Raw genomic sequence first — 14102 nt, 5'->3', positions numbered from 1 at the left:
CGCCACGCTACCGACCCGGACCGACGTCGCTCATCCGCTTTTGGCCTGGGCGAGCTCCTCGACGAGCACGCGAGCCAGCTCGGTCGCGGGCAGGGAGCGCAGGCGCTCGTGGCCGGTGCCGGCCCACAGGTGCACCAGCTCCGCCTCACCGGTGGACTTGCCGTGGGCGCGCAGCGGGGCCGTGAGGTGGTGGACGTGGGGGTATGCCGCGGGCGCGGCCTCCGTGAAGAGCTCGGTCCACGTCGTGGTCAGGGCGCGGGCGCTGCGACCCGTGAACGCGCGCGTCACCGTGGTGCCGCGACGGTGGGTGAGCTCGTGCCGGTGGACCGGGGCCGTTCCCGCTTCGGGGCAGCCCAGGAACGCGGTGCCGAGGGCGACCGCGGCGGCTCCGGCCCGCAGCACGTCGGCCGCCTCGGCTCCGGTCATCACGCCGCCGGCCCCCATGATCGGCAGGTCGGTGCGGCGGGCCACCTCCGCGACCAGCGGCAGCAGCTCGAGCTGGGTGTCGCCGGTGTCCACGGGGCCGCCACGGTGACCGCCGGCCTCCCATCCCTGCACCACGAGGCCGTCGACCGCGAGCGCCTCGGCCCACTCGACCTCGGACGGCTCGTTGACCGTGACCCAGACCTCAGTGCCCGACTCCTGCAGCCTGCCGACGACGTCGGCCGGCGGCCACCCGAACGCGAAGCTCACCAGGGCCGGAGCCGCGTCGACCAGCACGTCGACCTTGGCGGCGAAGAAGTCGTCGTCGTAGCGGGGCGTGCCCAGCTCGACCCCCGCCGCGGCTGCCCACGGAGCCAGCAACGCGGCATACCCCAGGGCTTCCTGGTGCATCAACGGGAAGTCGGGGGACGGCGCGAACACGTTGACGGCGAAGGGTGTCGGCGTGAGGGCGCGCAGCTCGGCGAGGTCGGCGCGCAGCCGCTCCGGGGTGAGGTAGGCGCCGGCCAGGAACGGGAACACCCCGCCGTCCGCGGCGGCCGCGGCGAGCGCGACCGTCGACGGCCCGCCGGCCATCGGTGCGAGGACCAACGGGTGGGCGGACCAGTCGACCGAGGTCACCGTGCGGGCCGTCGCTCGATCCCGAGCCGGCGCGACTCGGGCACGTCCATGGCGTCACAGAGCGCCAGCCAGACCCGGCGCGGGCTCTCCCCCGCCTCGAGGGCCTGGGCCACCGTGCGGTCACCGAGGACGCCCAGCACGTGGTGCTGCGCGAGCGAGCTGGCGTAGGTCTCGCCGAACTCGTCGTTCATCAGGTTCCAGAAGTGGCTCAGCCGCACGGGCAGAGTCTAGGACGCTCCGACGACACGACCGACCGGTCAGTCGAGGTGGTGGAACCGCGGCCAGAGGACGTCCCACGGCTCGCGGGGGTCGCGACACACTGCCACGGGGGCGTCCTGCTCCTCGTTGTCCACGCCGACGCCGTTGTCCAGGCGGTCGACCACCTCGCAGGACCCGAACAGGCCGGCCACCTCGTCGAGCTGGTAGCCGACGACCACGACGACCGTGCTGGCGTCCGCGGGTCGGCCGACGGTGGCCAGCGAGTTCTGCCCACTCACCGCGCGCGGCAGCCCCAGGGCCGGACCGAACCGCGCGACGGCGCCCGCCTCGCCGTAGTTGGAGGTGATCACCTCCGTGGGGTGCAGCGCCGACCCCCGGTATGCCGCGGCGACCTGGCCCACGTAGCGCTCCCATCCGACCTGGTCGGCGACGAGGGGACCGAGGTCCGGCAGCGGGGTGCCACCGACGCGCGCGAGGGGGACCACGGGAAGGGCGAGCGTGAGCGAGACGGCCGCGTTGACGGCGAGCAGCCCGACGGCCACCCCGCGCAGGACCCGGCGCGAGGTGAGCCAGCGGGCGACCGGGACGCAGCCCGCGGCATACATCACGGCCAGCAGGTGGATCGGGTAGTGCGGCTGGGCGCCCGACACGACGGTGAAGACGATGACCACGACGGCCCCTACGACCAGGTAGCCGACGGTGGTGTGACGCTCGCGCCGCAGCAGCCAGACCAGGCCGGTCCCCCAGACCGCCACGAGCGGCGGGCCGAGCATGACCAGCAACAGCAACGGCAGCTGGGCCCGGACCTCCTGCGCGTTGTTGTCCGACAGTGCGGCGCCCATGGCGAGCTGCGGCCAGTCGTGGGTCGCCTGGTAGACGAGGTTGGGCAGGCTCACGACGACGGCGACGAGGGCCCCGGCCCACGCGCTCGGGGAGCGAAAAGCCTGACGCGGCCCCAGTGCCGCGAGACCGAGCAGCAGCCCGGCACCCACGACGACGACCACCAGGCGGTTGTAGGTCGAGAGCCCGGCCACGAGACCCGCCGCGAGCCACCAGTGCCGCGAGCCGGCAGTGGCCCGGAGGACGGCCAGGACGACGAGGGCAAGCAGCAGGAGGTCCATGGTGGACGTGAGCAGGAGGTGGCCGAGCATCAACGGCATCGCCGCGAAGGCGTAACCCCAGGCCGCCATCGCCTGGGCACCGCGCCCGCCGCCGAGCTCGCGGCAGACCAGGGCGACCACCACGACGGACAGCACGGTGGCGACGGTGGCCGGGAGACGGAGCGCCCACGGCTCGTCCGCGAGGTGGGTGGTCAGCCTGGCGAGCAACGGGGTGAGCGGAGGCTGGTCGACGTAGCCCCACGCGGGAGGGAGCATCCGGAAGTAGAGCTCGTCCCGGTGGTAGCCGTACCCGACCGAGCCAAGCGTCAGCGCGACGGCCTGGACCGCTGCCGCAGGGAGGACCGCGCCCCAGTGGACGCGCTCGGCCGACATGGCGGCCAGCCTGCCCGTCAACGCCCTGCCTGTCGAGGCCGCTGTCAGTCTCGGGTGAGAGGCTGTCACCCTCATGGCAGCAGACGTGCTCGACAGGTTCTCCCCCGCCACCGCGGCGTGGTTCAGGGGCTCCTTCACTGCGCCCACCGCCGCGCAGGCGGGGGCCTGGGAGGCCATCTCCTCCGGGCAGCACGCCCTGGTCGTCGCCCCCACCGGGTCGGGCAAGACCCTGTCGGCGTTCCTGTGGGCGCTCGACCGGCTGGCCGCCGAGCCACCCCCGGCCGAGAAGCTCAAGCGCTGTCGCGTGCTCTACGTCTCCCCCATGAAGGCGCTCGCCGTCGACGTCGAGCGCAACCTGCGCTCACCCCTGGTGGGCATCGGCCACGCGGCCACGCGGCTCGGCGTGGCGCCACCCGACATCACCGTCTCGGTGCGGTCCGGCGACACCCCTGCGGGTGAGCGCCGCGCCTTCGCCCGCACACCCACCGACGTGCTGATCACGACGCCGGAGTCGCTGTTCCTCATCCTCACCTCGCAGGCCCGCGAGGCCCTGGCCGGCGTGGAGACCGTCATCCTCGACGAGGTGCACGCCGTCGCCGGCACCAAGCGTGGCGCCCACCTCGCCCTCAGCCTCGAGCGGCTCGACGCGCTGCTCGAGAAGCCCGCCCAGCGGATCGGGCTGTCTGCCACCGTCGAGCCGGTCTCCGAGGTCGCCCGCTACCTCGCCGGGGGTCGCCCGGTCGAGATCGTGCGCCCGCCGTCGACCAAGGAGTGGGACCTCGACGTCGTGGTCCCCATCGCCGACATGTCCGCCCTCGGGGAGGTCATCGAGGACGACCTGTCCGGGCCCGCCTCCGGGGCCGAACGCCGCGCCTCGATCTGGCCCCACGTCGAGGAGCGGATCGTCGACCTCGTGTCGTCCCACCGCTCGACGCTGGTCTTCGCCAACTCGCGCCGTCTCGCCGAGCGGCTCACCGCCCGGCTCAACGAGATCTGGGACGAGCGGCTCGAGACCATGCGCGAGGCGCAGGGCGACGCGTCACCCGAGCCGGCCCCGCGGCACGCCGGCAACCGCACCCCGGCCCAGCTGATGGCTCAGTCGGGCGCGTCGTCCGGCGCACCCGCCGTGCTGGCCCGCGCGCACCACGGCTCGGTCAGCAAGGAGCACCGCCAGCTCATCGAGGAAGACCTCAAGGCCGGGCGGCTGCCGGCCGTGGTGGCGACCAGCTCGCTGGAGCTGGGCATCGACATGGGCGCCGTCGACCTCGTCATCCAGGTCGAGTCCCCGCCCTCGGTCGCGTCGGGTCTGCAACGCGTCGGCCGGGCCGGCCACCAGGTGGGGGCGGTGTCCCGGGGCGTGTTGTTCCCGAAGTTCCGCGGCGACCTGGTGCAGACCGCCGTGGTGGTCGAGCGGATGCGGGCCGGCGCCATCGAGTCGCTGCGGGTGCCGGCCAACCCGGTCGACGTCCTGGCCCAGCAGATCGTCGCCATGTGCGCCCTCGACGAGTGGACCGTCGACGACCTCGAGTCCGTGGTCCGCAAGGCCACGCCGTTCGCCGCGCTGCCGCGCTCGATCCTCGAGTCGGTGCTCGACATGCTGTCGGGGCGCTACCCGAGCGACGAGTTCGCCGAGCTCCGTCCGCGGATCGTCTGGGACCGCGTCACCGGCGTCCTCACCGGCCGGCCCGGGGCCCAGCGCCTCGCCGTCACCTCCGGCGGCACCATTCCCGACCGCGGACTGTATGCCGTGTTCCTGGCCTCCAGCGAGGGTGCCGGCCGCCGTGTGGGCGAGCTCGACGAGGAGATGGTCTACGAGTCGCGGGTCGGCGACGTCTTCACCCTCGGCACCTCGACCTGGCGGATCGAGGACATCACCCACGACCGCGTCCTCGTGACCCCTGCACCCGGCCTGCCCGGGCGGTTGCCGTTCTGGAAGGGCGACCAGCAGGGCCGACCCGCCGAGCTGGGCCGGGCCGTGGGGGCCTTCGTCCGCGAGGTCGTCGGCCTCTCGCCCGAGAAGGCCCGCGCCCGGGTCGCGGCCGCCGGGCTCGACGAGTGGGCTGCCGACAACCTCCTCGGCTACCTCAAGGAGCAGCAGGAGGCCACCCGTCACGTGCCCGACGACCGCACGATCGTCGTGGAGCGGTTCCGCGACGAGATCGGCGACTGGCGGGTGGCGGTGCACTCCCCGTTCGGGGGACAGGTCCACGCCCCGTGGGCGTTGTGCGTCTCGGCGCGGATGCGTGAGCGCTACGGCGTGGACGTCCAGGCGATGCACGGCGACGACGGCATCGTCTTCCGGCTGCCCGACCTCGAGTTCGAGGACGACGGCGGCTCCGGCCGCGGAGTGGGCGCCGAGCTGCTCGAGCTCGTGCGGCTCGACGCCGACGACGTGCACGACCTCGTCACCTCCGAGATCGGCGGGTCCGCGTTGTTCGCGGCCCGCTTCCGGGAGTGCGCCTCACGGGCCCTCCTGCTCCCCCGTCGCCGGCCGGACCGTCGGCAACCCCTGTGGCAGCAACGCCAGCGGGCCGCCCAGCTGCTCGAGGTCGCCAGCCAGTACGCGTCGTTCCCGATCGTGCTCGAGACGGTGCGCGAGTGCGTCCAGGACGTGTTCGACGTGCCCGGGCTGACGGCGCTGATGCGCTCCATCGAGTCCCGTGAGGTCACCCTCGTCGACGTCGAGTCGACCCAGCCGTCGCCCTTCGCCCGCTCGCTGATGTTCGGCTACGTCGCCCAGTTCCTCTACGAGGGCGACTCACCACTGGCCGAGAAGAGGGCCGCCGCGCTCGCCCTCGACCCGACCCTGCTCGCCGAGCTGCTCGGACGCGGTGAAGGGCTCTCGCTGCGCGACCTGCTCGACCCGGCCGAGGTGACCCGCACCGAGTCCGAGCTCCAGAGGCTCGTGGCGGAGCGCGCGTGCCGTGATGCCGAGGACGTCGCCGACCTGCTGCGCGTGCTGGGCCCGCTGCCGCTCGACGCGATCCGGGCGCGGTCCAAGGACACCTTGACGCACCAGGAGATCGGCGGCTGGCTGGTCGAGCTGGAGGGGGCCCGTCGGGTCATCCGGGTCCGGGTCGCGGGTCAGGAGCGATGGGCGGCGATCGAGGACGCCGGTCGCCTGCGTGATGCCCTGGGCTGTTCGTTGCCGGTCGGCATCCCGCAGACCTTCATGGAGTCGGTGCCCGACCCGCTCGGCGACCTCGTCCGTCGCTACGCCCGCACGCACGGCCCCTTCCCCGCCGCCTCGGTCGCCGCGTGGTGGGGCGTGGGCCCGGCGGTGGCCCTCGACGCGCTGCGCCGGCTGGTCTCCTCCGGCCGGGTGGTGGAGGGCGAGCTGCTCCCGACCGAGAACGGTGGGGGCGTCCACGGCCTCGACTACTGCGACGCCGAGGTGTTGAGGCTGCTGCGCCGTCGTTCGCTGGCTGCGCTGCGGGCCGAGGTGGAGCCGGTCCCTGCCGTCGAGCTTGCCCGGTTCCTGCCCCAGTGGCAGTCCGTCGGTGGCGGCCTGCGTGGTCGCGAGGGACTGGTGCGGGCGGTGGAGCAGCTCGCCGGGGCGGTCGTGCCGGCCAGCGCGCTCGAGAGCCTCGTCCTGCCGTCCCGGGTCGTCGACTACTCCCCTGCCCTGCTCGACGACCTCACCAGCAGCGGCGAGGTGCTGTGGCGCGGCCACGGTGCGCTGCCCGGCGACGACGGCTGGGTGTCGCTGCACCTCGCCGACACGGCCCACCTCACGCTCGCGCCGCTCACCGACAGGGTGCTCGGCGAGAGCGAGCAGGCCGTGGTCCACGCGCTGGCCGGCGGTGGCGCCTACTTCTTCCGCACCCTCGCCGACGCCGTGGGCAGCACCGACGACGAGCAGCTCCTGGCCGACCTCTGGACCCTCACCTGGGACGGCCGGGTCAGCAACGACACCCTCACCCCGCTGCGTGCGCTCCTCTCGGGCGGTCGCACCAGCCACAAGCGCAGCCGCTCCGGTCCCCGGACGACCCGGTATGCCGGCCGGCGGGGTTCACTGGGTGCCCTGTCCGGTCAGCGCGGGCTGGGCCGGCCCTCGCTGCCGACGCGCAGCGGTCCGGCGGGCGGTGCCGGTCGCTGGTCGCTGCTCCCCGAGGGGGAACCGGACGCCACCGTCCGCGCCTACGCGACGGCCGAGGTGCTGCTCGACCGCTATGGCGTGGTCACCCGCGGCTCGGTCGTGGCCGAGGAGGTGCCGGGCGGGTTCGCCGTGGTCTACCGCGTGCTGGCCGCTGCCGAGGAGTCCGGTCGGGTGCGACGCGGCTACTTCGTCGAGTCGCTCGGGGCCTCGCAGTTCTCCACCACCGGCGCGGTCGACCGGCTTCGGGCCGGCGCCAGGCCGGTCGGCGACGAGGCCGACCGGAGTGTCCCTGCCATGGTCCTGGCGGCGACCGACCCGGCCAACGCCTACGGGGCCGCCCTCCCGTGGCCGGACCGGGCGATCGGGCCGCAGGGTCCGGACCACGACGCTGACCAGGCCGCTGGCAAGGGCGCTGGCAAGGGCGCCGGCAAGCGCGGTCACCAACCGGCTCGCAAGGCCGGGGCGCTCGTCGTGCTCGTCGACGGCGAGCTCGTCCTCTACGTCGAGCGCGGCGGCAAGACGCTCCTCTCCTGGACCGACGACGTCCAGTCGCTCCAGGGTGCCGCCGACGCCCTGGCCCTCGCGGTCCGCGAGGGTGCCCTCGGACGGCTCACCGTGGAGAAGGCCGACGGTGGCTCGGTGCTCGGCTCCGCCCACCCGCTCGCGACCGCGCTGGCCAATGCCGGGTTCCATGCGACGCCGCGCGGACTGCGGCTGCGGCGATGACCACTGCCCCGACGCCGGTGGGCCGGGACCGCAGTGCCTGAGGGCGACACCGTCTGGCGCACCGCCCATCGGCTCCACCAGGCACTGGCCGGAGCCGAGGTCGTCCTCTGCGACCTGCGCTTCCCCAGCGTGGCCACGCTCGACCTGCGCGGTGTCCACACCCTCGAAGTGGTCAGCCGTGGGAAGCACCTGCTCCACCGGTTCGACAGCGGGGTCACGCTGCACTCGCACCTGAAGATGGAGGGACAGTGGCGGGTCGAGACCCCGGCGGACACCCCGCGCTGGCTGCGTCGCGACGACCTGCGAGCCGCCGTCGGCACGGCGTCGTGGAGCGCGCTCGGGCTGCGCCTGGGGCTGCTCGAAGCCGTGCCGACCAGCGCGGAGGACACCCTCGTCGGGCACCTCGGGCCCGACCTGCTCGGGCCGGACTGGGACCTGGCCGTGGCCCTGGCCAACCTGCGGGCCTCCACCGACCCGATCGGGGCGGCGCTCCTCGACCAGCGCAACCTGGCCGGGATCGGCACGCTCTGGGCGAGCGAGGCGCTCTTCCTGTCGCGCCTCGGGCCATGGACCCCGGCCGCCGACCTCGACGACGCCGACCTCGAACGACTGGTCACCCGGGCCCACACCCTGCTCGACCAGTCCCGCCACCACGCCGTGCAGTCGAGCACGGGCCACCGCAGGAAGGGCGAGGAGCACTACGTCCACGCCAGGTCGGGTCGCCCCTGTCGGCGCTGCGGTGCGACGATCCGGGTCGCGATGATCGGGCCCCCCGGGCGGGAGCGGACGATGTTCTACTGTCCCGGCTGCCAGCACGGGCTGGGCCCCACCGATGACGGCCGGCCCCAGCGCCCCCTCGGGTCGACCTCGGGGCGGGCGACGTCCTACCGCCGAGCCTGAGCGACCCGGGCGAGGATCTCCTCGACCACCGCTGACTTGGCGTCGGCGTAGTCCTGCACGTAGCGCCAGCGCCGGGCGGCCAGCTCGCGCTTCACCGCGGCGTAGCGCGCGCGGTCGTCCTCGTGCGTGCGCAGCCAGTCGCGGAAGTCGAGCATCCTGCCGATCTCGCCCGCCCCGTAGCGGGGCGACAGCACGTGCAGGTTGATGCTGTGGGGGTCACCGTCCGCGACGCGTCGGGACAGCACCCGGTGCTCCATCCAGTGCGGTTCGCGCACCCGCACGCGGTAGCCGAGACCGAGCAGCGAGGGTACGTAGGACGGCTCGTCGGCGGAGTCGGGCACCTGCAGGAGGATGTCGAGGATGGGCTTGGCCGGCAGACCCGGCACCGAGGTCGAGCCCACGTGGTCGACGGCGAGGGCCGTGCCGCCCAGGACGGTCTCGATGGCGTGCCGGTCGGAGTCGAACTCCACGGCCCACAGCGGGTCGTGGTCGACGAGGACGACCTGCTCGGCATAGGGCTGCGGAGCAGGCGGGACCGTGCGCTCGTCAGGCAGCGGAGGCGGAGACCAGGGCCGATGCGGGCAGCGGCAGCGAGACGGGCGCGGTGAGCGCCTCGGTCTCGGCAACCCGCTCGGAGACCTGTCCGAGCACCTCGGACAACGGCAGGTGCAGAGCCCCACAGATGGAGGCCAGCAGCTCGGACGACGCTTCCTTCTCGCCGCGCTCGACCTCACTGAGGTAGCCGAGCGAGACGGAGGCGGCGGCGGACACCTCGCGCAGGGTGCGGCCCTGGGTCTGGCGTTGCTCGCGGAGCACGTCACCAAGTTCACGACGAAGCAGAATCATGACGCCTCCTTCACTGCTCGTGCGGTCATTGCTGCTGACGGCCATGGTCGTCGCGCGGACTGTGGGCACCAACGTTACCCCGAGGCCCTGACGCTTCGCGCGCAGGATTCGCAGAACACGCGGTACGAGGAGGTCAACCGTCCGCGGGCTGAGAATCTTCCGTCCCACTCACCCCACCCGCCACGGCCTCCGTGAGAAGGCCCAGGGCCGCGTCGACGGTGCGGGCCCGGATGGTCCCCCGGTCGCCGGACAGCGCCAGCTCGCGCACGAGGACCCGGCCCTCCATGGCGACCGCAACGAACACGGTGCCGACCGCCCGGCCGTCCTGTGGTTCCGGACCGGCGACCCCGGTGGTGGCGACGCCGACCTCGGCCCCGAGCACGCGGCATACGCCGGTCGCCATCTGGCGCGCCACCTCGGCCTGGACGGCGCCACCGGTGGCGAGCAGGTCAGCATCGACCCCGAGCACCTGCGCCTTGAGCTCGGTCGCATAGGCCACCACCGCACCCCTGACCACCGCCGAGGCGCCGGGCACGTCGGTGAGCGCCGCGCAGACCAGGCCGCCGGTGAGGGACTCCGCGGTCGCCACGGTGCGTCCCGTCGCGACGAGCGCGGCCACCACCTGCGCCGGTGTCGTCATCCCTGTCGCGCCGCGCGACGGGCTCGCTTCATCGCCGACCGCTCGCTGGTCTGGCGCAGCCGCAGCGCCTTGACCGCGATGTCCAGACCGGTCACCACGGTCACCGTCACCGCCAGACCCACGATGACGTCGGCCACGGCCGTCCAGGTGTCAGCGCCGGAGAACGACGCCAGCGGCAGCGTGAAGAGCAGGAGGCCGAAGAACTGCAGCGTGGTCTTGACCTTGCCACCGCGACCGGCCGGCATGACGCCGTGCCGGATGACGAAGAACCGCAGGACCGTGACCCCCCACTCGCGCACGAGCACCAGGAGGGTGACCCACCACGGGAGCTCGCCGAGGATCGACAGACCCACGAAAGCCATGCCCATCAGCGCCTTGTCGGCAATGGGGTCGGCGATCTTGCCGAAGTTGGTGATCAGCCCCTTGCGCCGGGCGATGTCACCGTCGACGCGGTCGGTGAGGGTGGCCACGACGAAGACGCCAGCAGCGGCCCAGCGCATGCCCGGCCGTCCTCCCCCGTCGAAGAGCAGCAGCCAGCCGTAGACCGGGACGAGCAGGATCCGGGTCACGGTGAGGGCGTTGGCGATGTTCCAGGTGCTCGGGGGCGGCACCGCGACGGGGGCGGCGGCCGGGTCGGGAGCCGGTGCGGACTCACTCAGCATGGCGCGGCCAGCAGGTCGATCCCCTCGGTGCCGGTGACCACCGCGCGCACGATGTCGCCGACGGCGACATCGGGGAACTCGGCGGGGTCGAGCAGCGTGACTCCGTCGACGTCGGGCCCCTGGTGGGCGGCCCGGCCGACCACCGAGGTCTCGTCGTCGTCGTCCCCATCGCTCGGCACGGACTCGACGAGCACGTCGACCTGCTCCCCGATCCGCTCCTCGGCGCGCTGGAGGTTGAGCTCCTCGATCAGGGCGGTGAAGCGCGAAACGCGTTCTGCCACCACGTCTTCGGAGAGCTTGTCGCCGTAGGACTCGGCCTCGGTGCCGTCCTCGTCGGAGTAGCCGAACACACCCACGACGTCGAGGCGGGCGGCCACGAGGAACGCCTCGAGCTCGGCCAGGTCGTCCTCGGTCTCCCCGGGGAAGCCGACGATGACGTTGCTCCGGATGCCGGCCAGCGGCACCCTGGCGCGGACCTCGTCGAGCAGCCCGAGGAACGCCTCCCGCCCGCCGAAGCGCCGCATCGAGCGCAGCAGCGGTGCAGAGGCGTGCTGGAAGGAGATGTCGAAGTAGGGGACGACACCGGGCACGGACGCCATGGCGTCGAGCAGTCCTGGGCGGATCTCGGCCGGCTGCAGGTAGCTGACCCGGACCCGCTCGATCCCGGGGACGGCGGCGAGGTCAGGCAGGATCTTCTCGAGCAACCCGAGGTCACCGAGGTCCTTGCCGTAGGACGTGGAGTTCTCGCTGACGAGGAAGAGCTCCTTGACTCCGCGCTCCCCCAACCAGCGTGCCTCGGCGATGATGTCGTGCGGCCGCCGGGAGACGAAGGCGCCGCGGAACATGGGGATGGCACAGAACGCGCACCTGCGGTCGCAGCCGCTGGCGATCTTCAGCGGCGCCCAGGGGCGTCCGTCGAGGCGGGCCCGGATGACGCGCGGACCGGAGGCCGGGACCGGGCCGTCGATGGTGACGTCCACCGGCTCGGACGACAGCATCTCGGACGACAGCAGCTCGGACGACAGCAGCTCGGGCGACGCGGGGCCGGCGGTGTTGCCGTGCCCGGGCAGTGCCACGCCGGCCGAGCCGTCCTGGCGCTGCAGCGGTGACAGCGGGAGCAGCTGCCGACGGTCGGACGGCACGTGTGAGGCGGGCGCGTGCCCGTCGAGGATGTTGCGCAGGTGCGTGGACATGTCGACGTAGGAGTCGAAGCCCAGCACGGCGTCGGCCTCGGGGAGCTCGTCGGCGAGCTGCTGCCCGTACCGCTCGGCGAGGCAGCCGACGGCCACCACCTTCTGCGTCTTGGAATGCCCCTTGCGGGCCGAGGCCTCGAGCAGCACGTCGATCGAGTCCTTCTTCGCCTGCTCGACGAACCCGCAGGTGTTGACCACCGCGACGTCGGCGTCGTCGGCGTCGTCGACGAGCAGCCACCCCTCGGCCGCCAGCCGGCCGGCGAGCTCCTCGGAGTCGACCTCGTTGCGGGTGCACCCCAGGGTGACCAGGGCGACGCTGCGCTGTGCTGTCGAGCTCATGCGCCCACTCTAAGGGTGGGTAGCGTGGCGCTATGACCGCCACAGCCGATGCGACCACTGCCCGGATCAGCGCCCTCCTCGCCCGTCACCCCGTGGTGGACGGGCACAACGACCTCCTGTGGGAGGCGCGCGAGCAGGTCGGGTACGACTTCGACCGGCTCGACCTCGAGGCCGGCGGCACCCCGACCCACACCGACCTCCCCCGGCTGCGCGAGGGCGGGGTCGGCGGACAGTTCTGGTCGGTCTTCGTGCCGGCGACGCTGAGCGGCGACGACGCGGTGAGCGCCACCCTGGAGCAGATCGATGCGGGCCACCAGATGGTGGCGAGGTATGCCGGTCAGCTGGCTTTCGCGCGCACCGCTGACGACATCGAGGCGGCCTGGGAGTCCGGGCGGATCGCCTCGCTCCTCGGGGCCGAGGGCGGCCACTCGATCAACAGCTCGCTCGCGACCCTGCGGATGCTGCACGTGCTCGGGGTCCGCTACCTGACGCTCACCCACAACAGCAACGTCGACTGGGCGGACTCCGCCACCGACGAGCCGGTCCATGGCGGCTTGTCCGCGTTCGGCGTCGAGGTGGTGCGCGAGATGAACCGGATCGGCATGCTCGTCGACCTCAGCCACGTGTCGGCCGACACCATGCGGGATGCCCTGCGCGTCGCGGAGGTGCCGGCCATCTTCAGCCACTCCTCGGCGCGGGCCGTCTGCGACAGCCCGCGCAACGCGCCCGACGACGTGCTGGAGTCGTTGCGCGACAACAACGGCGTCTGCATGGTCACCTTCGTCCCGACCTTCGTCAGCCCGCAGGCCGCCGCGTGGCGGCACGAGCTGAACGACATCGCCGCCGGGCAGGGCATCACGCCGGCCGACGCGGCATACACCGCGTTCTACGACGACTACGCGGCCGCGCACCCGACCCCGACGGCCACCTTGGCCGACGTCGTCCGGCACGTCGAGCACGTGCGCGAGGTGGCCGGCGTCGACCACGTCGGGCTCGGAGGCGACTACGACGGGGTGGGCACCCTGCCCGAGGGGCTGGAGGACGTCACCGGCTACCCCCGGCTGCTCGCCGCGCTCGCGGACCGCGGCTGGTCCGACGACGACCTGGGCAAGCTCACCAGCGGCAACATCGTGCGCGTCCTGCGGGACGCCGAGGCAGGCGCGAGGGCGCTGCAGGAGCAGCGTGGTCCGAGCCTCGCCACGATCGGTGAGCTCGACTCCTAGCTGGCTCCGGCCTCCTCGACGGACTCAGTTGCGCCAGCGCGTGATGGTGAGACCGACGACGCGCGCGATGATCAGCGCGACGTACATGACGCCCGCCACCTGTTCGATGATCACGACCGACCTGGCCAACGGCAGCACGGCGGTGACGTCGGACAGCCCGACGCTGGTGAGGTTGGCGAACGACAGGTAGAGCAGCTCGAGGAAGGTGCGGTGGCCCTCTCCCTGGTAGGCGGTGAACGACCCCGGGACGACCACCTGCACCGCCATGAAGAGGTGCGCGAACATCCACGAGACCACCGTGAAGTTGGCGCCCACGGCGAAGACCTCGTCGCGGGTGACCCACGAGTCGTCGAAGAGGTAGCGGATCAGCCCGTACCCCGTGTAGCCGTAGAACGCGGCGTGCAGCACGGCGGACCAGAAGACGACCTGCTGGTTCGTGGGTGCGAACCCCTCGGCGATGGTGAGGGCGACGACGGGGATCCCGAGGACGACCGCCACCCAGGTCAGGGCTGGCGTCGCGCGCACGGCATACACGGCGATCGACAGGACGAGGACGCCGAACACCCCGATGAGGGTGCGCCCCAGCGGGGTGTCACCCGCGAAGGGGTAGGCCAGCACCTCGAGCAGCTGGGCTGCGAGCAGCACCCCGCTCGGGTGGCCCTTGACGGCGTCGAACCATTCGCGCATGGCGACCACCCTA

At 73.0% G+C, this 14102-nt stretch carries 12 protein-coding genes; 3 read left to right on the top strand and 9 right to left on the bottom strand.

Annotation, left to right across the window (positions count from 1 at the left end; all coding sequences use genetic code 11):
* Positions 1-30: 30 nt before the first annotated feature.
* From ACXJKD_RS16615 to ACXJKD_RS16605, 3 genes are read right to left on the bottom strand one after another with little or no spacing between them, the layout of a single operon-like run.
* Positions 31-1062: a nitronate monooxygenase gene (locus tag ACXJKD_RS16615; protein WP_457255719.1), complete on the bottom strand. Its 1032-nt coding sequence runs from the start codon at positions 1060-1062 to the stop codon at positions 31-33.
* The gene (locus ACXJKD_RS16610; protein WP_457255718.1) at positions 1059-1280 is read right to left on the bottom strand and encodes a DUF3046 domain-containing protein; all 222 of its coding nucleotides are present in this window, start codon (positions 1278-1280) and stop codon (positions 1059-1061) included. Before ACXJKD_RS16610 ends, ACXJKD_RS16615 begins: the two co-directional genes overlap by 4 nt.
* A gap of 39 nt (positions 1281-1319) precedes the next feature.
* Positions 1320-2774 (bottom strand): glycosyltransferase family 39 protein, encoded by a 1455-nt coding sequence (locus ACXJKD_RS16605; RefSeq protein ID WP_457255716.1) that lies wholly within the window; start codon positions 2772-2774, stop codon positions 1320-1322.
* Between the two features lie 73 nt (positions 2775-2847).
* Here ACXJKD_RS16605 and ACXJKD_RS16600 point away from each other — a divergent pair, with 73 nt between their 5' ends.
* Both ACXJKD_RS16600 and ACXJKD_RS16595 read left to right on the top strand, forming a co-directional pair.
* Positions 2848-7599, top strand: coding sequence for an ATP-dependent helicase (locus ACXJKD_RS16600; protein WP_457255714.1), 4752 nt, complete (start codon positions 2848-2850; stop codon positions 7597-7599).
* Positions 7600-7632: 33 nt separating this feature from the next.
* Positions 7633-8499, top strand: a complete 867-nt coding sequence (locus ACXJKD_RS16595; RefSeq protein WP_457255713.1) for an Fpg/Nei family DNA glycosylase — start codon at positions 7633-7635, stop codon at positions 8497-8499.
* Here ACXJKD_RS16595 and ACXJKD_RS16590 read toward each other — a convergent pair.
* The 5 genes from ACXJKD_RS16590 to rimO all read right to left on the bottom strand — a co-directional run bounded on the left by ACXJKD_RS16590 (position 8484) and on the right by rimO (position 12179).
* Positions 8484-9053: a GrpB family protein gene (locus ACXJKD_RS16590; RefSeq protein WP_457255881.1), complete on the bottom strand. Its 570-nt coding sequence runs from the start codon at positions 9051-9053 to the stop codon at positions 8484-8486. The genes ACXJKD_RS16595 and ACXJKD_RS16590 overlap by 16 nt on opposite strands.
* A complete protein-coding gene (locus tag ACXJKD_RS16585) occupies positions 9046-9345 on the bottom strand; it encodes a helix-turn-helix domain-containing protein (RefSeq protein WP_457255712.1) in 300 nt (99 codons plus the stop codon). The genes ACXJKD_RS16590 and ACXJKD_RS16585 overlap by 8 nt, the downstream gene beginning before the upstream one ends.
* A 133-nt stretch (positions 9346-9478) precedes the next feature.
* A complete protein-coding gene (locus ACXJKD_RS16580) occupies positions 9479-9985 on the bottom strand; it encodes a CinA family protein (RefSeq protein WP_457255710.1) in 507 nt (168 codons plus the stop codon).
* Positions 9982-10647 carry a CDP-alcohol phosphatidyltransferase family protein gene (locus ACXJKD_RS16575; RefSeq protein WP_457255709.1) on the bottom strand — a complete coding sequence of 222 codons (666 nt, stop codon included), beginning with the start codon at positions 10645-10647 and terminating at the stop codon, positions 9982-9984. Before ACXJKD_RS16575 ends, ACXJKD_RS16580 begins: the two co-directional genes overlap by 4 nt.
* Positions 10641-12179 (bottom strand): 30S ribosomal protein S12 methylthiotransferase RimO, encoded by a 1539-nt coding sequence (gene rimO / locus ACXJKD_RS16570; RefSeq protein ID WP_457255708.1) that lies wholly within the window; start codon positions 12177-12179, stop codon positions 10641-10643. Before rimO ends, ACXJKD_RS16575 begins: the two co-directional genes overlap by 7 nt.
* 32 nt (positions 12180-12211) lie before the next feature.
* Between rimO and ACXJKD_RS16565 the strand changes: the two genes are divergently transcribed.
* Entirely contained in the window at positions 12212-13402 is a 1191-nt protein-coding gene (locus ACXJKD_RS16565; protein ID WP_457255707.1) for a dipeptidase, read from the top strand.
* Positions 13403-13426: 24 nt separating this feature from the next.
* Here ACXJKD_RS16565 and ACXJKD_RS16560 read toward each other — a convergent pair whose 3' ends face one another.
* On the bottom strand, positions 13427-14089 hold the full coding sequence (locus ACXJKD_RS16560) for an ion channel (RefSeq protein ID WP_457255706.1): 663 nt from the start codon (positions 14087-14089) through the stop codon (positions 13427-13429).
* Positions 14090-14102: the final 13 nt, after the last annotated feature.

The organism is Pedococcus sp. P5_B7 (assembly GCF_054049895.1).
The sequence above is the reverse complement of the archived record's forward strand: the minus strand, read 5'-3'. Positions and strand labels throughout refer to the sequence as shown.

Coding starts and splice junctions, on each gene's coding strand:
- ACXJKD_RS16605 (WP_457255716.1), bottom strand. CDS start 2,774: ATGTCGGCCGAGCGCGTCCACTGGGGCGCGGTCCTCCCTGCGGCAGCG.
- ACXJKD_RS16600 (WP_457255714.1), top strand. CDS start 2,848: ATGGCAGCAGACGTGCTCGACAGGTTCTCCCCCGCCACCGCGGCGTGG.
- ACXJKD_RS16585 (WP_457255712.1), bottom strand. CDS start 9,345: ATGATTCTGCTTCGTCGTGAACTTGGTGACGTGCTCCGCGAGCAACGC.
- ACXJKD_RS16580 (WP_457255710.1), bottom strand. CDS start 9,985: ATGACGACACCGGCGCAGGTGGTGGCCGCGCTCGTCGCGACGGGACGC.
- ACXJKD_RS16575 (WP_457255709.1), bottom strand. CDS start 10,647: ATGCTGAGTGAGTCCGCACCGGCTCCCGACCCGGCCGCCGCCCCCGTC.
- rimO (WP_457255708.1), bottom strand. CDS start 12,179: ATGAGCTCGACAGCACAGCGCAGCGTCGCCCTGGTCACCCTGGGGTGC.
- ACXJKD_RS16565 (WP_457255707.1), top strand. CDS start 12,212: ATGACCGCCACAGCCGATGCGACCACTGCCCGGATCAGCGCCCTCCTC.
- ACXJKD_RS16560 (WP_457255706.1), bottom strand. CDS start 14,089: ATGCGCGAATGGTTCGACGCCGTCAAGGGCCACCCGAGCGGGGTGCTG.